This window comes from Streptomyces sp. YKOK-I1, from assembly GCF_054660435.1.
In genome coordinates this window covers 794,810-821,444 of sequence record NZ_BAAGDR010000001.1, presented here as the reverse complement: position 1 = coordinate 821,444, position 26,635 = coordinate 794,810, and the positions used below count along the sequence as shown (strand labels likewise).

Below are 26,635 nucleotides of genomic sequence, written 5' to 3'. Positions count from 1 at the left end.
CGGCGACGAGGCCCGGCCGGTGTCCGCGCTCCGGCCGGCCCCGGTCACACTGCCGGTCCCCGGAACGTGAGCAAGGACGCCATCCGCCCGCCGCGATAAACTGGGGCAAACGTGTCCGTGCTCGCCGCCCTCGTACGGCTCAGCCGCCCGGACGGTGGGGCATGGCGGCCGGAAGCTGGTCGGGCAGGCGGGTTCTCCATGGACCTCAACACCATCACCGAAGTGGTCCGGCGACCGTCCGAGTGGCCGGGTGTGGACTGGCGCGAGGGCGATGCCTGGCTCGCGGGCGGGACGTGGCTCTACTCCACGGAGCAGCCGGACCTGCGACGGCTGATCGATCTGACGGCGTTGCGCTGGGACCCCCTCGTCCCGACGGACGCGGGCCTGGAGATCGGTGCCACCTGCACCATTCGTGACCTGTACGCGTACCCGTGGCCGCAGGACCGGCCCGTCGGACAGCTCTTCCGGGAGAGCTGTGAGGCGTTCCTGTCCTCGTTCAAGGTCTGGAACGCGGCGACCGTCGGCGGCAACATCTGCATGTCCCTGCCCGCCGGCCCGATGATCACTCTGACGGTCGCGCTGGAGGCGCGGTACGAACTGTGGGCGCCCGACGGCTCCGTGCGCCGGATCGACGCCCTCGACTTCGTCACGGGCGACCACCGCAACGTGCTCGCCCCGGGGGAGATCCTGCGCCGCGTCACCGTTCCCGAGCACGCGCTGCGCGGACGCACCGCGCACCGCCGCTTCTCCCTGACCCGGCTGGGCCGGTCGACGGTGTTCCTCGTCGGGACGCAACGGCCGGGAGCCGACGACCTGTTGCTCACCCTCACCGCCGGCACCACACGGCCGGTCCGCATGGTCTTCGACTCGCTGCCCGACGCCCGCACGCTGCGGGAGAGCATCGACGCCGTACCGGACGGCGTCTGGTTCGACGACCCCAACGGAACCCCTGACCACCGCCGTCATCTGACCCGGCACTTCGCCGAAGAGATACGCCGCGACCTCATGGACGGGGACCTGCCATGAACTACCTCGTGAACGGCGGGGAATTCGACCGGGAGCCGGCCCCCGGCCAGTGCCTGCGCACCTTCCTGCGCGAACTCGGCCACTTCGGCGTCAAGAAGGGCTGCGACGCGGGCGACTGCGGCGCCTGCACGGTGTGGCTGGACGGGGCACCCGTCCACAGCTGCATCACCCCCGCCTTCCGTGCGGAGGGCCGCCGGGTGACCACGATCGAGGGCCTCGGACGGCCCGGCGCCCCGCATCCCGTGCAGCGGCAGTTCGAGGAGGCCCCGGGGTTCCAGTGCGGTTTCTGCACCGCCGGGATGATCATGACGTCGGCGGCCTTCAGCGAGGAGCAGAAGGCGGATCTGCCCAGGGCGTTGAAGGGCAACCTCTGCCGGTGTACCGGATACCGGGCGATCGAGGACGCCGTACGGGGCGTCGGCGCGGTGGAGACGGCGGCCCCGGGCAAGGCCGTCGGCACGAATGTCGGCGCGCCCGCGGGCCACGACGTGGTGACGGGGCACGCCGAGTTCACCCTGGACACCCGGCTCGACGGCCTGCTGCATCTCAAGGTGCTGCACTCGCCGCACGCGCACGCCCGGATCCGCTCGATCGACAAGAGCGCCGCCCTCGCGGTGCCCGGCGTGCACCGGGTCTACACCTGGAAGGACGTACCCCGCCGGCGCTTCACCACGGCGATCCACACCGACCACCTCGTCGACCCGGACGACACCCGCGTCCTCGACGACACGGTCCGCTTCGCCGGCCAGCGCGTCGCCGCGGTCCTGGCCGACACGGTCGGGGCGGCAGAGGAGGGCTGCCGTCGTCTCACCGTCGACTACGAGGTGCTGCCCGCGGTGTTCGACCCGGAGGCCGCGATGGCGGACGGGGCACCCCAACTGCACGATCCCGACGACCCCTTCGCCCACGACCTCGTCCACAACATCCTTCTCGAACTCCACTCGCACATCGGCGACGTCGACGCGGGATTCGCCGAGGCCGACGTGATCCACGAAGGCACGTACTCCTCACCACGGGTCCAGCACGCGCATCTGGAGACGCACGGCTCGATCGCCTGGATGCAGGACGGCCGGCTGAACGTGCGCACCAGTTCGCAGTCGCCGTCGATCGCCAAGGTCAAGCTGGGGTACCTGTTCGCGCTGCGTCCGGACCGGCTCAGGGTGTTCTGCAGGCGCGTCGGCGGCGGATTCGGCGGCAAGCAGGAGGTGATCACCGAGGACCTGGTCGCGCTCGCCACCCTCGACACCGGGCGCCCCACCTGCCTCGAGTTCACCCGCGAGGAGGAGTTCACCACGGCCTCGCCGCGGCATCCGATGACCCTGACGGTCCGACTCGGCGCGAAGGCCGACGGAACGCTCACCGCGGTCCAGGTGCGCAACGTGTCCAACACGGGCGCCTACGGCAACCACGGCGGCGAGACCGTGTTCGCGGGCGGAGCCGCGGTCATGCTCTACCGCTGCCCCAACAAGAGGTACGACGCGTACTCCGTCTACACGAACACCGTGCCGAGCGGGGCCCTGCGCGGTTACGGCATGACGCAGCCGGCCTTCGCCGTGGAGTCGGCGATGGACGAACTGGCCCGCGCCCTGCACCTGGACCCGCTGGAACTGCGCCGGCGCAACATCGTGCGGCCGGGAGAGCCCCTGGTCGCCCTGCACGACGGCCCCGACGACGTGATCTTCACCGAGGACGGACTCGCCGAGTGCATCGACCTGGTGGACGACGCCCTGGCCCGTACGGCCGACCGCCCGCCGCCGGGCCCCGGGTGGCTCGTCGGTGTCGGCACGGCGAGCTCCCTGCACGAGACCGCGCCCCCGACGGACCACCTTTCCGAGGCCTGGGTCACCCTGGGTGACGACCTCATCTACGAACTGGCCGTCGGAACGGTCGAGTTCGGGGAGGGAACCTCCACGGCCCATGTCCAGATCGCGGCCGGCCAACTGGGTACGACACCGTCGCGGATCCGTCTGGTGCAGTCCGACACCGACCGCACGGGATTCGACACCGGTGCCTTCGCCAGCGCGGGCCTGTTCGTGGCGGGCAACGCGGTCCTCAGAGCGGCCAACGCGGTGCGCGACCGCATCCTCCAGTTCGCCGCGGCGTACACGGGCGTCCATGTCGTGATGTGCACGCTGGACGACGACGGTGTCCTCTGCGGGGAGCGGCGGGTGTCGCTCGCCGAGCTGATCGCACTCGCCCGCAGACGCGGGATCCGTTTCACCGCCGCGCGCAAGGCGTACGGCTCGCCCCGCAGCGTCACCTCCAACACCCAGGGATTCCGGGTCGCCGTGCACCGCGTCACGGGGGAGATACGCATTCTGTACAGCGTGCACGCGGCGGACGCCGGGGTGATCATCAACCCGGCGCAGGTGCGGGGACAGGTGGAGGGCGGCGTGGCCCAGGGCATCGGCTTCGTGCTGACCGAGAACTTCCATGTCGACGACCGCGGCGTCATGGTCAACCCGAACTTCCGGAACTACCGCATCCCCGCCTACGCCGACATCCCCCGGACCGAGGTCCTCCTGGTGGGTTCGACGGATTCGGTGGGGCCGATGCGGGCGAAGGGGATGGCGGAGTGCTGCATCAACCCGGTCGCCCCCGCGCTCGCCAACGCGGTGCACGACGCCACGGGCGTCCGCTACCGGGCGCTTCCGCTGACTCCCGAACGCATCTACGGCAGGCTCCCCGCGGAGCAGTCGATGCCGACGGGGTGAGCCGCCATGAACACCGAGAACACCGAGAACACCGAGAACACCGGGAAAACCGAGAAAACTGGGCAGAACGGGCATAACGGAGCCGCCGCGGCGACGGCGATCATCGGTCAGAAGGTCCTGCCCGGGATGGAGCGCGCGTACCAGTCGTGGCAGGAGGACCTCAACGCCGCGGCCGCCTGCTATCCAGGCTTCCTGGGCGCCGAGATCTCCCCGCCGACACCGCGGCAACCCGACTGGGTCGTCGTCTACCGGTTCGACTCGGTGGCGCATCTGCAGGCGTGGACCAACAGCGCGACCCGGCAGACGTATCTCGACGTCGGCGCCCAGTACTTCGACGGCCCGGCGACCCAGCAGGTCGTCAGCAGCGGCACCCGGTCGCTGGATCCGCTGGTCACCGTGGTGGTCACCCACCGGGTCCACCCGGACCACGTCGACGACTTCCTCGACTGGCAGCAGCGCATGGTCCAGGAGGAGAGCAAGTTCGAGGGGTTCCGCGGGACCGAGCTCTTCCGCCCCATCGCCGGGCTCCAGGAGGAATGGACGACGCTGTACCGCTACGACAGCGCCGAGCACCTCGACGCCTGGCTGACGTCACGCCGACGGCAGGAGATGCTGGCCGAGGGAGAGAAGTTCAGCGACTTCGGACTGCGCACGATCGACAACTCGTTCGGCAGCTGGTTCGCCTTCGAGGGCGACGGCAAGGTGGCATCGGCGCCGCCCTCCGAGACCAGGACCTCCCTCGCCGTCTGGGTCGGCCTGTACCCGACCGTCGTCCTGCTGACGCTCGCCCTGCTCCCGCTGCACCTGCCGCTCTGGATCGGTCTGCTCGTCGGCAACCTGCTGTCGAGTTTCCTGATGAGCTTCCTGACCATGCCCTACTACGTGAACCCGCTCCTCGGGCGCTGGCTGCGGCCGCCGCCGGACGAACCGGCGGCGCGGAGCAACCTCCGCGGCGTCGGCGTCATCGCGGTGGTGATGGCCTTCTGGGCCGCCGTCTTCTATCTCGTCACGGTCCGGTTCTGGACCCTGCCCTGACCGGCGCCCAGCCCGGGAGCGCCGGGCGTCATCTGGCCACGCCCGGCCGACCGCCGTGTCGCAGGCCGAGTGCACGACCCGCCGTGCGGGCAGCGGAAGCCCCGCCTCCCGGTAGCGCTCCACGAATGCCTCGGGACGGTGAGCCCGCTGCCTGGCTGCCCTCGTCCTCCAGGGCGAGCGTGTCGGTGCCGGTCTTCGTCAGGGTGTGGCCCACGATCTGGCCCCGGTCCGCCGCGTGGAACGTGACGGTGACGGACACCTGGGCGAGGCGGAGGTCAGGGGCGGGTGGTCAGGTAGCCGCCCATGGAGGTGAAGTACTCGGCCGCGGGCAGCTCGCGGCCGTCCTCGGTGCGGACGCGGGTGATCGCCAGGCCGTGGTTGCGGCCGGTGCGGGCGTCGGCTCCGGCGACGATCACCACACCGTCGCCCTCGCGGTAGAAGACGCGGCCGGGCGTCCCGCCGTAACGGCCCTCGGAGACTACGGCGGCCAGGACCTCCAGCCGCTTGCCCCGGTGGAAGGTGAACGCGCTGGGGTACGGCTCGGACTGGGCGCGGATCAGGCGCTCCAGGTCCTCGGCGGGCCAGCTCCAGTCGATACGGCTGTCCTCGATGGACCGCTTGTGGAAGAAGCTGGCCTGCGAGCGGTCCTGCCGGGTGAACTCCGTCTGCCCGGAGGCGATCAGGTCGAGCGCGCCGATGGTGACCGGCGCGATGAGGTCGACGGTCTTGTGGAAGAGGTCGGTGGCGGTGTCCGCCGGTCCGACCGGCACCGCCTCCTGTCGCACGATGTCACCGGCGTCGAGCTCGTCGTTCATCATGTGCGCGGTGACGCCCACCTCGGGCTCGCCGTTGATCAGCGCCCAGATCAGCGGGGAGAAGCCGGCGTACTTCGGGAGCAGTGAGTCGTGCACGTTGAGCGTGCCACGGCGCGGCAGGTCGAAGATGCGCGGCGGGATCCACGTGCGCCAGTTGTTGGCGACGATGATGTCCGGGTCGGCCTCCTTCAGGCGCTCGAACAGCTCCTCGTCGTCCGGGCGGTTGCGGATGACGACCGGTACGCCGTTCTCCTCGGCGAGGTCGGCGACCGAGTCGCTCCAGATCTTCTCGTACGCGTGCTCGCTCTTGGGGTGGGTCACGACGAGGACCACGTCGTGCTCGGAGTCCAGGAGGGCTTGCAGGGTGCGGTGCCCCCAGGTCTGGTAACCGAACATGACGACCCGCATGGGGTTCCTCCTCAGGCCAGGGATGGGGCCCGGCCAGTAAAGCAAGGCTTACCTAAGTGGTCAACAGGGCCGAGGGAAGCACGGGTTGACGGGCGGTCACTCTCCGACTGTCCGGTTTGTTCTATGGACAGGCTCCACGGGATCAGCTTAGCCTTACCTAAGTTCGGGCTCGCGGCTCTTCGGCGTGCCCGCCTTCTCGTACTTCCCGATGCTCGACCAACGGCCGCCTTCCCCGAGGGCGGCCGCCCGCACGATGGGAGTGACATGGCACAGGCTCGTCCTGGCGACGCCCCTTTGATCCACGACCTCATAGGTATCGGCTTCGGGCCGTCCAACGTGGCCATGGCGATCGCGCTCAGCGAGCACAACGCAGGCGTCGTCCCCGAGGAAGCGGTCACCGCCCACTTCTTCGAGCAGCAGCCGCGCTTCGGATGGCACCGGGGCATGCTCATCGACGACGCGACCATGCAGGTGTCCTTCCTCAAGGACCTGGTGACGCTCCGGAACCCGGCCAGCCAGTACAGCTTCCTGTGCTACCTCCAGAGCCAGGGCCGGCTGATCGACTTCATCAACCACAAGAACCTCTTCCCGCTGCGGGTGGAGTTCCACGACTACTTCGAGTGGGCCGCCCGCAAGGTCGACGACATGGTCTCCTACGGCCATGAGGTCGTCGGTGTCATGCCCGTCGTCCGCGACGGCGCGGTGGAGTACCTGGACGTCACGGTCCGGTCGGCGGAGGGGCTCGCGGTCCACCGCGCCCGCAACCTGGTCATCGGCACCGGTCTGCGTCCCCTCATGCCGGAGGGCGTGGAGCGCTCCGAGCGCGTCTGGCACAACTCCGAACTCCTGGCGAAAGTCGACGGGTTGGCGGGCAGCTCGCCCTCCCGCTTCGTCGTCGTGGGCGCCGGGCAGAGCGCCGCCGAGAACGTCGCCTACCTCCACCGGCGCTTCCCCGAGGCCGAGGTCTGCGCCGTCTTCTCCCGCTACGGCTACAGTCCGGCCGACGACAGCAGCTTCGCCAACCGGATCTTCGACCCGGCGGCCGTCGACGAGTTCTTCGCCGCGCCGGAGAACGTCAAGCGCCGGCTGATGGACTACCACGGGAACACCAACTACTCCGTGGTGGACATCGACCTGATCGACGACCTGTACCGGCAGATGTACCAGGAGAAGGTGCTCGGCAGCGAGCGTCTGCGCTTCCTCAACGTCTCCCGGCTCACCGACGTCAAGGACGCGCAGGACAAGGTGCGGGCCACCGTCACCTCCCTGGTCACCGGGGAGGAGATCCTCCTGGACGCGGACGTCGTGGTCTTCGCCACCGGTTACAGCCCCGCCGACCCCGTCGCCCTGCTCGGCGAGGTCGCGGACCGCTGTCTGCGCGACGACGAGGGCCGGATCCGCGTCGAGCGCGACTACCGCATCGCCACCGACCCGGGCCTGCGCTGCGGCATCTACCTCCAGGGCGGCACCGAGCACACGCACGGCATCACCTCGGCGCTGCTGTCCAACACCGCCATCCGGGTCGGCGAGATCCTCGACTCGCTCGTCGGCCGGGGGCCGGTCCCCTCGGGCGGGGCGCGGGCGGTCACCGACGGCACCAGCAGCACCGCGCGCTAGGCCGATCAACGCCGGGCCGATCAAAGGGATAACGTACGTCGACATGGGCACGACTGCAGTGGAGCGACCCACGTCCGAGGCCCCAACACAGGCCCGTCGCAGGCGAGTTGTGGGTCTCGGCATGCTGCTGGCGATTCTCCTCGCCGCGGGGGTGGTGTCGTTGGCGGTGGGGGCGCGCGCGTTGAGTCCCGGCGAGGTGTGGCACGGGCTGTTCGCGGCGCCCGACTCCGACCGGCGGCTCACCGAGATCCGGCTCATCGTGCAGACCGTACGGGTGCCCCGGACGGTGCTCGCGATCGTCGCGGGCATCGCCCTGGGCGTGGGCGGCGCCCTGATCCAGGGCTACACCCGCAACCCGATCGCCGACACGGGCCTGCTGGGGGTGAACTCCGGCGCGTCCTTCGCCGTCGTCACGGCGATCTCCGTGTTCGGGTTCTCCCACCCCTTCCAGTACGTCTGGTTCGCCTTCCTGGGCGCGGCGGTCGCCGGTGTCGTCGTGTTCGGCCTGGCCAGCATCGGCCGGGGCGCCGGCAACCCCCTGACCCTCGCCCTGGCCGGGCAGGGGGTCACGGTGTTCCTCGCGGCGATGACCACGGCGGTCGCGCTGTCCGACCAGAAGTCGCTGAACGCCCTGCGGTTCTGGAACGCGGGCTCCGTGGCCGGGATCGGCTTCGACGTCATCGGGCCGGTGACCGCGTTCATCGTGGTCGGCCTCGTGCTGGCGCTCACCACGCTGCCCACCGTCAACCTGCTGAATCTCGGCGAGGACGTGGCGCGCGGGCTGGGCGTGAACATCGCGCTGAGCCGGACGGTCGGCATCGCCGCCATCACCCTGCTGGCGGGCGCGGCGACGGCGGCCTGCGGTCCCATCGCCTTCCTCGGACTCATGGTGGCCCATGTGGCCCGGTACCTCACCGGACCCGACTACCGCTGGCTGGTGCCCTACGCCGGACTGCTCGGCGCCATCGTCCTGCTGGTCTGCGACATCGTGGGGCGGCTGGTGGTGCGCCCCGGGGAACTGGACGCGGGCGTCCTCGTCGCCCTGCTCGGCGCGCCGTTCTTCGCGGGGCTGGTGTGGCTCGGAAAGTTCAAGAACGCATGAACGGGACGGACGTGAAGCCTTCGGTGGCGCCGGGCCTCAGGCTCGGCGGGGTGTCGTTCGTCTGGCGGCCCTGGCTCGTTCTGGTCACGCTGCTGCTGGCGGCGGGCACCTTCCTGGTGTTCTGCCTGTCCATCGGCGTCGGGGACTTCCCCATCGGCCTGCCCCGGGTCTTCGCCACGATCCTCGGCCGGGGCGAACCGGTCGACGAGTTCGTGATCATGGATCTGCGGATGCCGCGTGCCCTCGCCGGGATCGTGGTGGGGATCGCGCTCGGGGTGTCCGGGGCGATCACCCAGTCCGTCGCACGCAATCCGCTGGCCAGCCCGGACATCCTCGGGATCACCGGGGGCGCGGGGGCGACCGCGGTGTTCCTGGTGACGGTGTCGGGTGGCACCACCGCGGCGATCGTCGACTCCGTGGGGGTGTCCGCGGCCGCGCTCGTGGGCGGTCTCGGCACCGGGCTCCTGGTGTACTTCCTGGCCTGGCGGCGCGGGATCGACGGCTTCCGGCTGATCCTCATCGGCATCTCGGTGAGCGCGGTGGCGGAGGCGATCACGACCTGGCTGCTGGCCACGGCCGACATCAGGGACGTGGCCCAGTCCCAGGCCTGGCTGGTCGGCTCGCTGGACAACCGGTCCTGGAGCGAGGTCCATGTGGCGCTCTGGGGCACACTCGCCCTCCTGGCCGTGGTGGCGTGCCTGTCGTTCCAGTTCAAGCCGCTGCACCTCGGCGACGACGTCGCGGCGGGCCTGGGGGTCCGTCACTCGGCGGTGCGGGCGGCCCTCCTGCTGTGCGCGGTCCTGCTGGCCGGCGTGGCGGTGAGCGCGGCGGGCCCGGTCCCGTTCGTCGCCCTGGTGGCCCCGCAGGCGGCGATGCGGCTGACCCGGTCCCCCACCCCGCCGATGCCGGCCTCCGGTGTCGTCGGCGCCCTGCTGCTGACCGGCTCGGACCTGCTCGCGCGTACGGCCCTGCCCGTCAGTCTCCCGGTCGGTGTGGTCACCGCCGCGATCGGCGGCCCCTTCCTCGTCCATCTGCTGGTGCGGGCGAACCGCAGATAGCTGACACTACGTTAGGTAAGCCTGAACAAGGGGGCCTTGTGGTCGCTCAGTCCATCACCGGCGTCGAGACCGGGACCGATACAACCGATACGGCCGCGAGGCTGGCAGCGCGGGGTGTCACGGTCGGGTACGGCGCGCGGACCGTGATCGAGGATCTCGACGTGGCGATACCGCCCGGCGTGATCACCACGATCATCGGCCCCAACGGCTGCGGGAAGTCGACCCTGTTGCGGACCCTGGCACGGCTGCTCAAACCGTCCGGCGGGACCGTCGTGCTGGACGGCGAGGACATCGCCGGGCTCAGGACCAGGGACGTGGCGAAGAAGCTCGGCCTGCTGCCGCAGGCGCCGGTCGCGCCGGAGGGGCTGACGGTGTCCGACCTGGTCGCCCGGGGCCGCCATCCGCACCAGAGCTGGCTGCGGCAGTGGTCCTCGGACGACGCCGCCGTGGTGGAGCGCGCGCTCGCCATGACCGGGGTGTCCGATCTGGCCGGCCGGGCGGTGGACACCCTGTCCGGCGGACAGCGGCAGCGGGTCTGGATCTCGATGACCCTGGCCCAGGGCACCGACCTGCTGCTGCTCGACGAGCCGACCACCTATCTGGACCTGGCGCACGCGATCGACGTGCTCGACCTGGTGAGCGACCTCCAGGGCGCGGGCTGCACCGTGGTCATGGTGCTGCACGACCTCAACCTGGCCGCCCGCTACAGCGACCACCTCGTCGTGATGCGCTCCGGGGCGATCCTGGCGCAGGGCCACCCCCGCGACGTCATCACGGCCGAGCTGCTCCACGAGGCGTTCGGGCTGCGTGCCCAGGTGATCGACGACCCGGTGGGAGACCGGCCGCTCATCGTCCCGATCGGGCGTACGCACGTCCAACTGGACTAGACGCCAACAAAGTTGGGTAAGTTAGGCTAGGCTAACCTTACTTCAATGCGGTACGGTTTGCCTGCCCTTACCCGGGGCGTACTGGACAGCGCGAACAGCAAGGGGAATGACGGATGCTCCTCCACAGAACGACGCGCAGGACGCCGTGGCGTCGGCTCGCGGCGACCCTGTCCGCCGCGGCCCTCGGTGTCGGCCTCCTCGCGGGGTGCGGCTCCGGCTCGGACACGGACACGGCCGACAAGGCGGGCGACGCCACCTCGACCACCGCGGCCGGAGCCTTCCCGGTCACCGTGGAGCACGCGTTCGGCAGCACGACGGTCAAGAAGGCCCCCGAGCGGGTCGTCACCGTCGGCTACACCGACGACCAGACCGTCCTGGCGTTCGGCATCAAGCCCGTCGGCATGGTCGACCAGTACCCGAACCCCACGGGCCAGAGCCCCGACATCAACACCCAGTGGCCCTGGGTGAAGGACAAGTGGGGGGACTCCAAGCCCGAGGTCATCATGAAGAACGGTGACTCCGGCCCCAACTACGAGAAGATCGCCGCCCTGCGCCCGGACCTGATCATCGCGGTCTACTCCGAGGTCGACCAGGCCGCCTACGACAAGCTCTCCAAGATCGCTCCCACGGTGGGCCGTACCAAGACCGAGAAGGAGCCGTTCAGCGCGCCCTGGCAGGACAACGCCCTCCAGATCGCCAAGGCCCTCGGCAAGGCCGACGAGGGCCAGAAGATGGTCGACGACATCCAGGCCAAGCTCGACGCGGCGAAGAAGGCGCACCCCGAGTTCGCCGACCAGAAGGCCGTGGTGCTGTCCTGGTACGAGAACTCCGTGGCGCCGTTCACCTCCACCGACGTCCGCGGACGGCTCGTGACCGGCATCGGCTTCACCTACCAGACCGAGATCGACAAGATCGCGGACGGCAGCTTCTACACCAAGCTCTCGCCCGAGCGCGTCGACCTCGTCGACGTCGACCACATCTTCGTCATCAACGACAAGGCCGACACGGACGCCCTGAAGAAGTTCAAGCTGTTCGCCAACCTGGACGCCGTGAAGAAGGGCGACGTGTCCTACCTGCTGGACAGCGAGGGCCCGGCGGTCGGCGCGGCCATCTCCCAGGGCACCCTGCTGTCGATGCCGTACGCGATCGACGAGCTCGTCGAGTCGGCGGCCGGCCAGTAGATGTCGACCGACACGCGCGTGGCCCCCGCGACCCTGCGCACCGCGTCCGGACGCGAGGCCACCCGATGGGTCACGGCGCACTGCCGCGAGGCGCCCTGGCTGACCACGGCCACCGTGCTCACCACGGTGGCCGGGGCGGCGCTCCAGGTGCTCCCCGTGCTCCTGCTCGGCCGGGTGGTCGACGGAGTCGTCGAGGGCGGGTCCCGCTCGATCCTCGTCACCGTCGGCGTACTGATCGGAGCCGCCGCGCTGCTCGGCGCGGCGGCCACCGCGGTGTCGACCTATCTGATCGGACGGCTCGGCGCGGACCTGCTCGCCCGGCTGCGGGAGGGCGCCGTCCGCGCGGTGCTCGGCATGCCGAGCGCACGCATCGAGGAGGTCGGCCGGGGAGACGTCCTCTCCCGGGTCGGTGACGACGTGGCCGTCATCTCCAAGGGCATCCGCACGGCCGTCCCCACGGTGTTCTCCGCCGGGGTGCTGGTCACCATCGCCACGGCCGGCATGTTCGGACTGGACTGGCGGCTGGGCCTGGCCGGCGCCGCGGCCCTGCCGGCGTACGCGCTGGCCCTGCGCTGGTACCTGCCGCGCTCCGCGCCCCTCTACCAGCGGCAGCGGACGGCCCAGGCCGACCGCGCCCAGGCGCTGATCAGCGGCCTGAACGGGATCGACACGGTGCGGGCCTACCGCCTCGAGGACGCCTTCCGCGAGAAGGTCACCGCCGAGTCCTGGCGGGTGCGCAACCTGGGCATCGACGTGTTCCGGTTCTTCGGCCGGTTCGTCGGCCGGGAGAACCGCGCAGAGTTCATCGGGCTGGTCCTGATCCTCCTGGTCGGCTACGGCCTGCTGGAGGCGGACGCCGCCACCCTCGGCGAGGTGTCCGCGGCGCCGCTGCTGTTCCACCGGCTGTTCACCCCGCTGGGCCTCATCATGTTCACCTTCGACGAGGCGCAGAAGTCCGGCGCGAGCCTGACCCGGCTGGTCGGTGTACTGGGGGAGGCCGCCGAGGGCCGGCTCGTGGGCGACCCGGCCGTCGCCCCGGCGGACCCCGCGCCGCTGCCGGTGACGGTGAAGGGGCTGACCTTCCGCTACCCCGGCACCGACGAACCCGTCCTCAGGGACGTCGACCTGACGATCCCGGCCGGCGGTTCGCTCGCCCTGGTGGGCGCGACCGGCGCCGGCAAGACGACCCTGGCCGCGCTGATCGCGGGCATCGGCACCCCGACGTCCGGGTCCGTGCGCGTCGGGTCGACCGACCTCGCCGGTCTGGACGAGGCCGGGGCCCGGGCCCTGGTGAGCATCCTGACCCAGGAGACCCATGTGTTCTCCGGTCCGCTCGCCGACGATCTGCGGCTGGCCGCCCCGCAGGCCACCGACGGCGAGCTGACGGGCGCCCTGCGCCGGGTCGGCGCGGGCGCCTGGGCGGAGGCGCTGCCCGACGGGCTGAACACCGCCGTCGGCGAGGGCGGTGAGCGCCTGGACGTCACCAAGGTCGCCCAACTCGCCCTGGCGCGGCTGGTGCTGGCCCGCTCGCCGGTGGTCGTGCTCGACGAGTCGACCGCGGAGGCGGGCAGCGAGGGCGCCGCCGAACTGGAGCGGGCCGTCCTGGCCGCGTGCTCCGGGCGGACCACCCTGTTCGTGGCGCACCGGCTCACCCAGGCCATGGCGGCCGACCGGATCGCCGTACTGGACGCGGGACGCGTGGTCGAACAGGGCACACACGACGAACTGGTGGCGGTGGGCGGCCGCTACGCACGACTGTGGCGGGCCTGGCGAGAAGGCAGTTGATCGGCCCCATGCCAGGTCAGCCCTCCGTTATGTGAGGCAACTTTCATGCTCAGAAGGGGCGTTGAGTCGTCGATGGAATCGAGCGCTGGTCTCGTACTGCTGTCCACCGATCGCCTTTCCGACGTACGCCGGCGCATCGGCGACTACTGCGACCGCACCGTCGCCGAAGCGTGCGCCATCGGGCTGTCGTACTGGGCGACGGGCCTGAGTCCTGACGGCATCGACCTCACCCCCGGCACGCTCTTCGCCGACGTCCTCGGCTGGGTCGACAACGGCGGTGCGGCGCCCACCGGTTGGGAGGTCGTCGCCGACGGGCGCGGCATCACCGTCCCCGACGGCGTCCACCGGGCCGACGCCCAGCTCGCCCTGGACGACCTGGCCGACTTCCCCGACCGGCCCCTCGGCACGATCGGCCCGTCCGGCGTGGCCGCGCGGCTCGCGACCCTGGCCGAGTGGAACGACAACCGGGCCGACCGCCTTCGCCCCACCATCGTGGAGATGTTCCGCGAACAGGCCCGCACCCGCCCGGACGCGGTCGCCGTCGTGGACGAACAACGAACCCTGACCTATCGTCAGGTTGCTGATCTCTCCAGTCAGTTGGCGCACCATCTCATCGAACGCGGCCTCACCGCCGAGCAGGTCGTCGGCATCTCCCTCGGCCGCTCCGCCGACATGGTCGTCGCCCTGCTCGCCGTGCTCCAGGCGGGAGGCGCGTTCGTCCCGCTCGACCCGCAGTGGCCCGCCGCGCGCCGGGCCGTCGTCATCGAGGACGCCCGGGTCGTCCTGCAGCTCGACGCCTCGGGCGAGGCCGCCCCCGGCGAGCCGGACGCCGTGGCCGTGGACCTCGGCGACTGGCGGTTCGGCGCCCACCCCACCGGGGGGACCGGCGTCACGGTCCTCGGCGAGGCCCTGGCCTACGTCATCTTCACGTCCGGTTCCACGGGGCGGCCCAAGGGCGCGATGATCCGGCACGAGGCGATCAGCGAGCGCCTGCTGTGGCAGGTGCACGAGATCCTGCGCTTCGGCCACGACGACGCCTCGCTGTTCAAGGCGCCGCTGTCCTTCGACATCTCCATCAACGAGATATTCCTGCCGCTGGTGTCCGGCGGCCGGCTGGTCGTGCTGCGGCCCGGCGGCGAACGCGACCCGCACCATCTGCTGGGCGTCATCGCCGAGCAGCGCGTCACCTTCACCTACCTCGTCTCGTCCATGCTGGACGTCCTGCTGGAGATCGCGGGCGAGTCGGGGCGCCTGGACAGTCTGCGGCACGTGTGGTGCGGCGGCGAGGTCCTGACCCCGGAGCTGTACGAGCGCTTCCGCACCAGGCTCGACATCCCCATGTACCACGGCTACGGCCCCGCGGAGACGACCATCGGCGTCTCGCACGTCATCTACCGCGGCGCGGCCGAACGCCTTACGACGTCGATCGGCAGGGCCAACCCGAACACCCAGCTCTACGTCCTGGACGACGAACTGCGCCCGGTCCCGGTGGGCGCCGGTGGCGAACTGTACGTGGGCGGCTTCCTCCTGGGGCGGGGATACGTCAACGCGCCCGGCCTGACCGCCTCCCGGTTCGTCGCGAACCCCTTCGCCGCCGACGGCTCCCGGCTGTACCGGACCGGTGACCTGGCACGCTTCAACGCCGACGGGTCGCTGGACTTCCTCGGCCGGGCCGACAACCAGATCAAGATCCGCGGCATGCGGCTGGAGATCGAGGACGTCGAGGCCGGGCTGGCGGAGCACCCCGGCGTCCGGCACACCTGCGTCGTCGCGAAGAAGAACACGGCGGGCGGCACCTACCTCGTCGGGTACGTCATCCCGGCCGCCGGGAGCGAGGACCTGCGGGCGGACGACGTGAAGGTGTGGGCCTCCGCGCACATGGTGGAGTACATGGTGCCCGCCCATGTCGTCGTCCTGTCGGAGTTCCCGCTCACCGCCAACGGCAAGCTCGACCGGGCCGCGCTCCCCGAGCCCGTGCTCGACACGGGCTCGCTCGTGCGGCCCGCCACCGACGACGAGCGCGCGGTGTGCGCGGCCGTCGCGGCCGTCCTGCGGCTCGACGAGGTCGGCGTCGACCAGAACTTCTTCAAGCTCGGCGGAGACAGCATCCTCGCGATCTCCCTGCTGAGCGCGTTGCGCGAGGCCGGGCTGCATGTCACGGCACGGCAGATCTTCACCCACGGCACGGTGGGCGCGCTGGCCGCGGTGGCGAGCCGTGAGGACGTCTCGGCCGTCGACCACCGCGATGTCGCCACCGGTTCCGTCGTGGGATCCCCCGTCGTGCAGTGGCTCGGGGAGACCACCGACGCCGTCGACGGCTTCGTCCAGTCGGTGGTGCTGACCACCCCCGCGGACCTGACCGCGGACGCCCTCGACGAGATCCTCACCGCGGTGGTCCGCCGGCACGACATGCTGCGCGCCCGGCTGGTGCGTGGCGAGCGGTGGGGCTTCGAGATCCCCGAGCCGGACCGGGCCGTCGCGGGATGGGAGGAGAGCGACCGGCCGCTCGACGCGTGCGTCGCCCTCGCCACCGCCGCGCTCGACCCGGCGGGCGGCGCGATGCTGCGGGCCGTATGGCGCCGCGCGGCACGCCAACTGGTCCTCGTCGCCCACCATGTGGTGATCGACGGGGTGTCCTGGCGGATCCTGATGGACGACCTGGCCACCGCATGGCGGCAGCACACCGAAGGCACCCCGGCCGAACTCCCCAGTGGGGGCACGTCCTTCAGGCGCTGGACCCAGCTCCTGGAACGCGCCGCGTTCGACGCGGACAGCGCGTACTACCGGCGGCCCCTGCCGGGCGAGGACCGGCCGGTGGGCCGGCGTGCCCTGTCGGCGACCGACACCGTCGCCAAGGAGCGGCTGCGGAACGTCTCGGTCGGCCCCGAGACCACGGCCGCGCTGCTGGGCGAGATCCCCGCGAAGTTCCACGCCGGCGTCAACGACGTGCTGCTGACCGCACTAGCCGTCGCCCTCGCCCGGTGGCGCCGTGACCTCGGGCAGCGGCAGACCTTCGCGCACATCGAACTCGAGGGCCACGGCCGCGAGGCCCCGTTCGTCGCGCCCTCCGCCGGCTTCGAGCCCGAACTGTCCCGGACCGTGGGCTGGTTCACCACCCTGTTCCCCGTGACCGTCGACCCCGGGGACACCGCCGACTTCACCGCGCCCTCCTATCTGGCCGCCGCGCTCAAGGCGGTCAAGGAGGACCTGGCCCGGGTCCCCGACAACGGCGTGTCCTACGGCGCCCTGCGGTACCTGGCCCAGGCCGAGTTCGACGCGCCCGCCCCCCAGGTGCTCTTCAACTACCTGGGCCGCTTCGACGCCGGCGCCCCCGGCGACTGGCAACTCGCGCACACGACCGGCCAGTTGGGCGAGAAGCGCGATCCGGAGATGCGTCTGCCGCGCCCCCTGGAGTTCAACGCCATCGCGGAACCCGCCGCGAACGGCGCGTACGAACTGCTCACCACCGTCTCCTGGCCCGAGGGGATGTTCACCGAGGACGACATCACCGCCCTCGGCGCGTACTACCGGACGGCCCTGGCCGGACTCGCCGCGCTGGACGAAGGCGGCCACTCGCCCAGCGACTTCGACCTGGTGCGGCTCACCCAGGCCGACGTCGACGCCCTCGACGGCCCCCGGCTGCTGGACGTCCTGCCGCTGACCCCGCTCCAGGAAGGCCTCTACTTCCACTCCGTCTTCGACGACGACTCGGCGGGCTCCTATGTCGAGCAGCAACTGCTCACGCTCGACGGCGAGGTGGACGCGGACCGGCTGGAGGCGGCGGCCACCCGGCTGCTCACGCTCTACCCCAACCTGGCCGCCCGGTTCACGGCCCTCGCCGACGGCCGGGTGGTCTCCGTCCTGGAGAGCGGGGTGCGGGCGCCCTTCCGCACGCTGGACCGCCCCGGCATCACCGACGCCGCCCTGCGCGAGTTCGCCGAGCGGGACCGCCGCGCCGGGTTCGACCTCGCGACCGGCCCGCTGATGCGGTACACCCTCGTCCGCGGGGGCCCCGGCCGTGACGTCCTGGTGCAGACCGTGCACCACATCGTCGCCGACGGCTGGTCGGTGCCGCCGATGCTCCGCGCACTGCTGGCCGAGTACCACGCGCCGGGGACCGTGTACCCCCTCGGCGGCTTCCCCGACCATGTGCGCCGGCTCGCCGGACAGGACGAGGACGAGAGCGACCGCGTCTGGCGCGAACAGCTCACCGACCTGCCCGGCACCTCCCTGGTCGCCGAGGGGCACACCCCCTCCGACCGGTTCGCGGACGCCGTCCTGGAGCCGGAGGACGACATCGACGCGGCCGCCCGGTCGGCCGGGGTGCCGCTCAGCGTGGCCGTGCACAGTGCCTGGGCGGTGACGCTGGGCTCCGTCCTGCACGGCAGCGACGTGGTGTTCGGCTCCACGGTGTCCGGCCGTGACCTCGATCTGCCCGGCATCGAGGACATGGTCGGCCTGTTCATCAACACGATCCCCGTGCGGGCCCGTTGGGCCGCGACCACCACCGCGCACGAGCTGCTCGCCTCCGTGCGGGAACACCAGAGCGCGGTGCTGGCGCACCAGCACCTCTCGCTGGCGAGGATCGGCCGGCTCGCCGGCGCCGGCTCCCTGTTCGACACCCTGGTGGTGTTCGACGTCGCCACCGACGTGGCGGGCCTGCGACGGCCCGGCGACACCCTGGCCGTCACCGGCATCGTCAACGAGGGGGCGCCGCACTACCCGTTGACGCTGGTCGTCGAGCGCACCGCCGACGGCCGCGCCCGCTTCAACCTGATCCACGACGGTGAGCTGATCCGTGAGACGAGCGCCCGGTCGCTGCTGCACGCCTTCGCCCGGACCCTCACCGCTCTGCTCACCCGGCCGGACGCCCTGGTCACCGACCTCGCACCGGTGGACGACCGGCCTCCCGCGCCCCTCACACCGCTGACCCTCGGCGGACTCTTCGACGCCGCCGCCCGCCGCGACCCGGCCGCCACCGCCGTCACCCAGTGCGCCCTCGACGGCGCCACCCGCTCCCTGACCTACGGCGAACTCGCCGCCGAGAAGGACGGGTTGGCCGCGACACTGCGCGCCGCCGGGGTCGGGCCGGGCCGGCGGGTCGCCGTCGCCGTCCCGCGCTCCGTCGAGCAGGTCGTCGCCCTGGTCGCGATCGTCGGCGCGGGCGGCGCGTACGTGCCGCTGGACCTCGCGTACCCCGACGAACGGCTGGAGTACATCCTCGCGGACGCCGCTCCCCAGGTGGTCCTCGTGGACCGCGACCAGCGCGACCGCTTCACCGGGTTGCTGGCCCGGGCGGACATCCAGGCCCGGGTGCTGGTGCTGGGCGACGCACCGGACCCGGAGCAGGCCACCGCCGCGCCGGTTCCCGAGGCCCGTCGGCACGATCCGGCGTACGTGATCTACACCTCCGGCTCCACCGGCCGGCCCAAGGGCGTCGTCGTCCCGCACTCCAGCGTGGTGGCCCTGCTCGGCAACACCCGGCCCGACATGGACTTCGGCCCACGGGACGTGTGGGTCCAGTTCCACTCCTTCTCCTTCGACTTCGCGGTCTGGGAGCTGTGGGGCGCGCTGGCGCACGGCGGTGAGCTGCTGGTGCCGGAGTACGCGCTGACTCGCTCCCCGGTCGACTTCCACCGGCTGGTCCGCGAGCGCGCGGTGACCGTGCTCAACCAGACGCCGTCGGCGTTCTACCAGTTCATCGAGGCCGACCGGCACGCGGGCGAACCGCTGCCCGCGCTGCGCCGGATCATCTTCGGCGGTGAGGCGCTGGACCTCGGACGGCTGCGCGGCTGGGTGGAACGGCACGGCACCGCCACGCCCGAACTGGTCAACATGTACGGCATCACCGAGACCACCGTCCATGTCACCCACCGGGTGCTGACCGACGAGGACTTCGCCGGGGGCGACGACGTCAGCCCCATCGGCGGACCGATCCCCGGCCTGGCCACCTATCTCCTCGACGACCGGCTCCGGCCGGTCCCGCCGGGGAAGGTGGGCGCCATCTACGTGGCCGGCGACCAGGTGTCGCTCGGCTATCTGGGCCGTCCCGGGCTCACGGCGGGCCGGTTCGTGGCGAACCCGTTCACCGACGACGGCTCCCGCATGTACCACACGGGCGACCTCGCCCGCCGTACCCTCGACGGCGAGCTCGAGTTCACCGGCCGCGCCGACGACCAGGTCCAACTCAAGGGTTTCCGTATCGAGTTGGGCGAGGTGGAGACAGCGGTCCGGGAACTGGACGGGGTGGTCGACGCGGCCGTCACGGTCGCGGCCGACGGCGACCACCTGGTGGCGCACGTCGTGGGCCGGGCGCCCGGCGACCTCACCGCCCTGCTGTCGGCGAAACTGCCCGCGCACATGGTGCCGGCCCGGGTGCTGACGCTGGACGCCCTACCGCTGACGGTGAACGGCAAGCTGGACCGCGAGGCCCTGGCGGCCGGCGCGGCCGCCGCGCCCCCCAGGGGCGCGGGGCTGTGTCCATCAGCGGCTCCGCCGCGGGGCGCGACCGGCCACGACGCACCCGCGCACGAAGACGTCGCGCTCGCCGCGTTGATCGCCGTCTTCACCGAGGCGCTGCAGGACGCCGAGGTGAACGCCGACACCGACTTCTTCCGCGCCGGAGGCGACAGCATCGTCGCCATCACCCTGATCAACCGCGCCAGGGCGCTCGGCCTGCCGATCGCACCTCGCGACGTGTTCCTGCACCGGACCCCGCGCGCGCTCGCCGCACAACTCACGGCAAGGGCACCGCAGGTCACGGCGGCCCCCGCGCCCGACCGCCATGAGGACGGCCCGCTGACACCGACGCCGATCATCCTGCGCCGACGCGAACTCGGCGGCTCCCTCGCCCGGTTCGCCCAGGCCCGGACCCTGGTGGCCCCCGAGGGCACCGGGTTCGCCGACGCCGAGCGCGCCGCGCGCGCCGTCGTCGCCGCGCATCCGGCCCTCCGGCTCCGGCTGAGGACCGAGCACGGCGTCTGGACCCTGCGGACCGAACCCCCCGGCGAGATCACCGTCGTACGGCCGGACACGACCGACGCCACGACGGCGGCGAACGAGGCCGCCGGACGGCTCGACCCCGAGACGGGGGAGGTCGTCGCGTTCTCCTGGCTGGAGCGGAACCGGACCCTGGTGGTCACCGTGCACCACCTCGCCGTCGACGCGGTGTCCTGGCTGATCCTGCTGGACGATCTGGCGGCCGCCCTGCGCGCGGAGCCCCTGGCGCCGCCGACCACCTCGTACGCCGAGTACGCCGAGGCATTCGCCCTCGACTCCGCCCGCACGACCGACGACCTCGGGCACTGGATCACCACGCTCCAGGCGCCCCCGCTGCTCCCCGCCGTCGACGGGCTCCGCGCGAGCACGGTCGTCCTCGCGCCCGATGCGACCGACCGGCTGACCCGTCTCGCGCCCACCGCGCTCGGCATCGGCCTCACCGAACTGCTGTGCGGCGCGCTGCGCGCCGCCCTCACCCGCGTCCAGCCCGAGCCCACGGATCTGGCGATCGAGCTGGAGCGGCACGGCCGGGTCCCGGTCCAGGAACACCACGACTACACCCGCACGGTCGGCTGGTTCACCGCCATCGCGCCCGTACGGCTCACCGCGCATACCGATCCGGTCGCCGCGGCGCGTGAACTCCTCGAACGCCGGCCCGACGAGCGGGCGCACGCCGGCTACGGCCGGCTCAGGTACCTCGACCCGCAGACGGCCCCGCTGCTGACCGCCCGTCCGCAGGTGCTGTTCAACTACCTCGGCCGGGGCAGCGAGTCCCAGGCGGTGCACATCAACGGCGGCGACGAGGGCAGCAGCCCGTACGCCGTCGAGGTGAACGCCTGGCTCGACGCCGCCACCGGAAGCCTGCACGCGGCCTTCACCCTCGCCGAGGGCGTCCCCGACGAGATCCTCGGCCACTGGCGCGACGCCCTGGAGCATCTCGCCGACGTCTCCGCGACGGCCGAGCGCACGGCACCGGTCACCCCCCTCCAGCGGGGCCTGTACTTCCAGGCGCAGCTCGCGGGATCGGCCGGGCACTACGTCGCGCAGAGCTGGTTCACCTTCGACCGGCGCCTGGACCCGGACGCGCTCGCCGAGGCGATGGCGTACGTGATCGCCCGGCACCCGGTCGTCGGCGCCGGTTTCACCACCGACGACGACGGCAACCCGGTGCAGGTCCTCGGGGCGGGCCGCCGGGTCGGGGTCCGCACCCTCGAACTCGCCACGGACGCCGAGGTCGAGGAGCTGCGCGACCGCGACCGCGACACGGGCTTCGACCCGGCCGAGCCGCCGCTGATCCGGCTGACCGTGGTCCGGCTGCCCGACGGCCGCGACGGCCTGCTGCTCAGCTACCACCTGCTGCTGTGGGACGGCTGGTCCCGCGAGATCGTGCTGCGCGACCTGTTCGACGCCTACGAGTCCGTCGTCGCGGGCGAGTCGCCGGTCCCGGTGCCGGCCGTGCCGAGCTTCGAGGACCACGCCCGGGCACTCGACGCCAGGGACGGTGCCGCGGCGGAACGCTTCTGGGCGGAGCACCTGGCGGCACTGCCCGGCCCGACACTGCTCGCCGGACCGGCCCCGGTGTTCTCGGACGACCTGCCGCGCGCTCTGGTGCACACCCTGACCGCCGCGCAGTCGGCGCTGCTGGCGGAGGCCGCCAGGACGCACGGCGTCACCCTGAACTCCGTGCTGACCGGCGCGTTCGGCCTGCTGCTGGGCGCCCGCACGGGCCGCGGCGACGCCGTGTTCGGCGTGACCGTCTCCGGCCGCGAGGGCGAGGGACTCGAGGACGTCGTCGGCGTGCTGCTCAACACCGTGCCGATGTGGACCAGGGCCCGGCCGGACGACACGGTCCGCGCCTACCTGTCGGCCGTGCAGGCGGCCCGGGTCGAGGCGATGGAGCACGAGCACCTGGGGCTCGGCGAGATCCAGCGGGCCAGCGGGCACGACACCCTGTTCGATAACCTGTTCGTGCTGCAGAACTTCCTGGACCTGGACGCCTTCGCCGAGATGAACGCCCGGCACGGCATCACCTCGGTCAAGGCGGACGACTCCACCCACTACCCGTACACCTGGGTCGTCACGCCGGGCGACCGGCTCACGGTCAAGCTGGAGTACCGCGACGGCGACGCCGAGGGCGCCCGCCGGCTCCTCGACGACTATCTGCGCGTACTGGACGACCTGGCCGGGGCGACCGGACGGGTCGGCGCGCTGCCCGGGCTCGGGGCGCAGCCCATGCGCGAGGCGCGCACGGACATCGGCACGGACACCGTCGTCGACCGGTTCGACCGGGCCGCCGACCGCGACCCCGGTCGGGTGGCGCTGGTCGCCGACGGCGCGACCCTGACCTTCGCGGGGCTCCGGGACCGCAGCCGCGCGGTGGCCGGGGTGCTCGCCGGGCGCGGCATCGGCCCCGAGACCACCGTGGGGCTCGCGATCCCGCGCTCCCTGGACTCGATCGTGGCCCTGTTCGCCGTCCTGCGCACGGGTGCCGCGTATGTGCCGCTGGAGCTGGACCACCCGGACGAGCGGATCGCCGCGATCGTCGCGGACGCCCGCCCGGAGGTCGTCCTCACCGTCGGCTCGGTGGCACCCCGGCTGACGGGCATGCCCGGCGAGCTGATCGAGCTGGACCGTCCGCTCCCCGCGGCCGAGCCGTACCGGACGTTCGCGCCCGGCGACCCGGACCGGCTGAGGCACCCGGCGTACACGATCTACACCTCCGGCTCGACCGGGAAGCCCAAGGGCGTGGTGACGGAGTACGCCGGTCTCACCAACATGCTGATCAACCATCAGCGCCGGATCTTCGAGCCGGTGCTGGCGGACCACGGCCACCGGGTCCTCCGGATCGCGCACACCGTGTCGTTCGCCTTCGACATGTCGTGGGAGGAGCTGCTGTGGCTCGCCGACGGCCACGAGGTGCACATCTGCGACGAGGAACTGCGCCGGGACGCGCCCCGGCTGGTCGCGTACTGCCTGGAGCACGGCATCGATGTCGTCAACGTGACGCCGACCTACGCCCAGCAGCTGGTCGCCGAGGGACTGCTCGACCACCCGGCCCGGCGCCCGGCGCTGGTGCTGCTGGGCGGCGAGGCCGTCACCCCGACCCTGTGGCAGCGGCTCGCGGAGACCCCCGGGACGGTCGGCTACAACCTGTACGGGCCCACCGAGTACACCATCAACACCCTCGGCGTCGGCACCTTCGAGTGCGCGGACCCGGTGGTCGGCGTGGCCATCGACAACACCGACGTGTACGTCCTCGACCCCTGGCTGCGGCCGTTGCCGGACGGGGTCCCCGGTGAGCTGTACGTGTCGGGCGTCGGCATCGCGCGCGGCTATCTCGGACAGCCCGCCCAGACCGCGCACCGGTTCGTCGCCTGCCCGTTCGGCGAGCCCGGCGAGCGCATGTACCGCACCGGCGACCTGGTGGTCCGCCGGCCCGACGGCAACCTCCTGTACCTGGGCCGCACCGACCAGCAGGTCAAGATCCGGGGTCACCGGGTCGAACTCGGCGAGGTCGAGGCGGTGTTCGCGGCCCACCCGGCGGTGCGGTTCGTCGCCGCGGTCGCCCAGCCGGACCCGCAGGTCGACGGCGCACACCGGCTGGCCGCCTATCTCGTGCTGGACGGCGCGGACCTGGCGTCGGTCGCCGCCGAGGTCGGAGCCGGGCTGCCGGACTTCCTGCGCCCGACGCACTACGCCCAGGTCGACGGCATCCCGCTGACCGTGAACGGGAAGGCTGACACGAAGGCACTCCCGGAGGCCAGGCCGCTGGGCGCGCTGACCACGGCGGGGGAGCGGGGCCCCGCGACCGAGACCGAGACCGTGGTGTGCGAGTTCTTCGCCGAGGCACTGGACCTGGACGACGACGAGGTGAGCGCGGTGAGCGACTTCGTGTCCCTCGGGGGGCACTCCATGCTGGCGGTACGGCTGAACGGGCTGCTCCGCCGTGAGTTCGGCCCCGTCATCACGATCCGAGACCTGTTCACCCTGCGCACCCCGGAAGCGATTGCCCGCCACCTCGATGACCACTCCTGACACCCAGCGGCCCCGCACGGGGTCCGACATCCTGCGCACCGCCCTGCGCCGCAACCTCGGCGCCATGGCCGGGGGCACCCTCCTCATGGGCCTGTACCAGGCCGGTGAGACGGCGTTCCCGATCGCGCTCGGCCTGATCGTCGAGCACACCATGCGCCACCGCAGCCTCGGCTCGCTCGGCCTGTCCGTCGCCGCACTGGCCGTGATCATCACGACGGTGTCGCTGTCGTGGCGGTTCGGCATGCGCGTCCTGCAGAAGGCCAACACCACGGAGGCGCACCGCTGGCGGGTGCAGGTCGCGGCCTGCGGACTCCAGCCGGTGGCCCGGGACGTCGACCTCAAGTCCGGCGAGGTGCTGACCATCGCCACCGAGGACGCCGACCAGACCGCCGACATCATCGAGGTGGTGCCGCTGCTGATCAGCTCGCTGGTCGCGGTGGTGGTCGCGGCGGTCGCGCTGGGCCTCGCCGACCTGCGGCTCGGTCTGCTGGTGATCGTGGGCACCGTCGCGATCATGTCGATCCTGAGCGTGCTGTCCCGGCGGATCGGCTCCAGCACCCAGGAACAGCAGGCCCGGGTGGCGCGGGCGGGTGCGAAGGTCGCCGATCTGATCACCGGACTGCGCCCGCTGCACGGCTTCGGCGGCAACCACGCGGCGTTCCGCTCCTACCGGACGGTCAGCACCGAGGCGAAGCGCCAGGCGGTCACCGTCGCCAAGGTCAACGGCGCCTACGCGGGCACCGCGCTGGCCCTCAACGCGGTCCTCGCCGGCGCGGTGACCCTGACGGCGGGCTGGCTGGCCTTCGAGGGCCGGATCGACATCGGGGAACTCGTCATGGCCGTGGGGCTGGCGCAGTTCATCATGGACCCGCTGAAGCTGTTCTCGGAGATGCCCAAGTACGTCATGATCGCCCGCGCCTCGGCCGAGCGGATGGCGCTGGTGCTGGCCGCGCCGCCGGTGACGGTCCCGGGGCCGGAGCTCCCGGCCGAGGGCGGGGGACTGGAGATCGACGGTGTGCGGTACGGGTCCCTGCGCCGGCTGAAACTCCAGGTGTCCGCCGGTGAGTTCGTGGCGATCGCCGCCTACCAGCCGCGTACGGCCGCCGATCTCGCGTCGGTCCTGGCCGTCAACGTCCCGCCGCAGGCGTACGAGGGAGTGGTACGGGTCGGCGGGCAGGAGCTGGCGGAGCTGTCGATCGAGGCGCTCCGCGCGCACCTGCTGGTGAACCCCTACGACGGGGAGATCTTCGCGGGCACCCTCCGCACCAACATCGACCCGTCGGGCACCAGCCGGCTGGTCCCCGAGGCCGTCGAGGCGTCCATGCTCACCGATGTCGTGGCCCTCCACCGCGAGGGACTCGACTACGGCGTCCGCGACCGCGGCGCGAACCTCTCCGGCGGGCAGCGCCAACGGCTGTCCCTGGCCCGCGCCCTGGCCGCCGACACCGAGGTCCTGGTGCTGCACAACCCGACGACGGCCGTGGACGCGGTGACCGAACAGCTCATCGCGCGGGGCGTCGCGCAGCTGCGCCGGGGCCGTACCACGCTCGTCATCACCAGCAGCCCGGCCCTGCTGGACGCCGCCGACCGCGTCCTCGTCCTGGACGACGGCGTCATCACGGCCGAGGACACCCACCGCAACCTGCTGGCGACGGATCAGGAGTACTGCGCGGCCGTGGCCAGGTGAGCCGTCCCGGGTCGGCGGAAGCGGGCGAGCCACAGCCGTCGCGGTCGGCGGTGAAACGCCGGCACAGGCGGCGCGGCGGCAGGGGGCGGGGTGCCGTACCGCGACGGGCGGACGGCCGCCCGGCTCGCCGCGGCGAGGTGGCCGGGTGGGTCAGCCGAGGGTCCAGGCGACATCCCTGAGCAGGGCGTGGCGCCACCCCGCGCGGTCGTGGTGGGATGCCGACCGGGAGGCCCGTAGGTGGCGCCGGCCTGCCGGGTCAGGGTCTCGCGGGCGGGGTGGCCGGGTG

At 72.1% G+C, this 26,635-nt stretch carries 12 protein-coding genes and 1 pseudogene; 11 read left to right on the top strand and 2 right to left on the bottom strand.

All coding sequences use genetic code 11. The annotated features are described in order from the left end of the window. The first annotated feature begins 198 nt into the window (after positions 1–198). Genes ACYQ8Q_RS03735 through ACYQ8Q_RS03725 form a run of 3 tightly spaced genes read left to right on the top strand, consistent with a single transcriptional unit; the run spans position 199 to position 4,775 of the window. The gene (locus ACYQ8Q_RS03735; protein WP_460061841.1) at positions 199–1,026 is read left to right on the top strand and encodes an FAD binding domain-containing protein; all 828 of its coding nucleotides are present in this window, start codon (positions 199–201) and stop codon (positions 1,024–1,026) included. After that, positions 1,023–3,740, top strand: coding sequence for a molybdopterin-dependent oxidoreductase (locus ACYQ8Q_RS03730; protein ID WP_460061838.1), 2,718 nt, complete (start codon positions 1,023–1,025; stop codon positions 3,738–3,740). Before ACYQ8Q_RS03735 ends, ACYQ8Q_RS03730 begins: the two co-directional genes overlap by 4 nt. Before the next feature lie 6 nt (positions 3,741–3,746). After that, positions 3,747–4,775, top strand: a complete 1,029-nt coding sequence (locus tag ACYQ8Q_RS03725) for an antibiotic biosynthesis monooxygenase (protein ID WP_460061837.1) — start codon at positions 3,747–3,749, stop codon at positions 4,773–4,775. Positions 4,776–5,050: 275 nt separating this feature from the next. Here ACYQ8Q_RS03725 and ACYQ8Q_RS03720 read toward each other — a convergent pair whose 3' ends face one another. After that, positions 5,051–5,998, bottom strand: coding sequence for a methionyl-tRNA formyltransferase (locus ACYQ8Q_RS03720; protein WP_460061836.1), 948 nt, complete (start codon positions 5,996–5,998; stop codon positions 5,051–5,053). Positions 5,999–6,262: 264 nt separating this feature from the next. Here ACYQ8Q_RS03720 and ACYQ8Q_RS03715 point away from each other — a divergent pair, with 264 nt between their 5' ends. The 8 genes from ACYQ8Q_RS03715 (at position 6,263) to ACYQ8Q_RS03680 (ending at position 26,349) form a co-directional block, all read left to right on the top strand. Beyond that, positions 6,263–7,615: a lysine N(6)-hydroxylase/L-ornithine N(5)-oxygenase family protein gene (locus ACYQ8Q_RS03715; protein WP_460061835.1), complete on the top strand. Its 1,353-nt coding sequence runs from the start codon at positions 6,263–6,265 to the stop codon at positions 7,613–7,615. A 43-nt stretch (positions 7,616–7,658) separates the two neighbouring features. Beyond that, positions 7,659–8,717 (top strand): FecCD family ABC transporter permease, encoded by a 1,059-nt coding sequence (locus ACYQ8Q_RS03710; protein ID WP_460061834.1) that lies wholly within the window; start codon positions 7,659–7,661, stop codon positions 8,715–8,717. Next, on the top strand, positions 8,714–9,775 hold the full coding sequence (locus ACYQ8Q_RS03705; protein WP_460061833.1) for a FecCD family ABC transporter permease: 1,062 nt from the start codon (positions 8,714–8,716) through the stop codon (positions 9,773–9,775). The genes ACYQ8Q_RS03710 and ACYQ8Q_RS03705 overlap by 4 nt, the downstream gene beginning before the upstream one ends. A gap of 38 nt (positions 9,776–9,813) precedes the next feature. Continuing rightward, entirely contained in the window at positions 9,814–10,662 is an 849-nt protein-coding gene (locus ACYQ8Q_RS03700; RefSeq protein WP_460061830.1) for an ABC transporter ATP-binding protein, read from the top strand. A gap of 113 nt (positions 10,663–10,775) precedes the next feature. Next, the gene (locus ACYQ8Q_RS03695) at positions 10,776–11,843 is read left to right on the top strand and encodes an iron-siderophore ABC transporter substrate-binding protein (protein WP_460061828.1); all 1,068 of its coding nucleotides are present in this window, start codon (positions 10,776–10,778) and stop codon (positions 11,841–11,843) included. Beyond that, a complete protein-coding gene (locus ACYQ8Q_RS03690) occupies positions 11,844–13,628 on the top strand; it encodes an ABC transporter ATP-binding protein (protein WP_460061827.1) in 1,785 nt (594 codons plus the stop codon). 72 nt (positions 13,629–13,700) lie between these two features. After that, positions 13,701–24,662 (top strand): non-ribosomal peptide synthetase, encoded by a 10,962-nt coding sequence (locus ACYQ8Q_RS03685; protein ID WP_460061824.1) that lies wholly within the window; start codon positions 13,701–13,703, stop codon positions 24,660–24,662. Next, positions 24,649–26,349 carry an ABC transporter ATP-binding protein gene (locus ACYQ8Q_RS03680; protein ID WP_460061822.1) on the top strand — a complete coding sequence of 567 codons (1,701 nt, stop codon included), beginning with the start codon at positions 24,649–24,651 and terminating at the stop codon, positions 26,347–26,349. Before ACYQ8Q_RS03685 ends, ACYQ8Q_RS03680 begins: the two co-directional genes overlap by 14 nt. Positions 26,350–26,499: 150 nt before the next feature. On the opposite strand, the pseudogene ACYQ8Q_RS03675 reads toward ACYQ8Q_RS03680, so the two are convergent. After that, a pseudogene (locus tag ACYQ8Q_RS03675) lies at positions 26,500–26,615 on the bottom strand (enterochelin esterase); the annotation flags it as partial. Positions 26,616–26,635 lie beyond the last annotated feature (20 nt).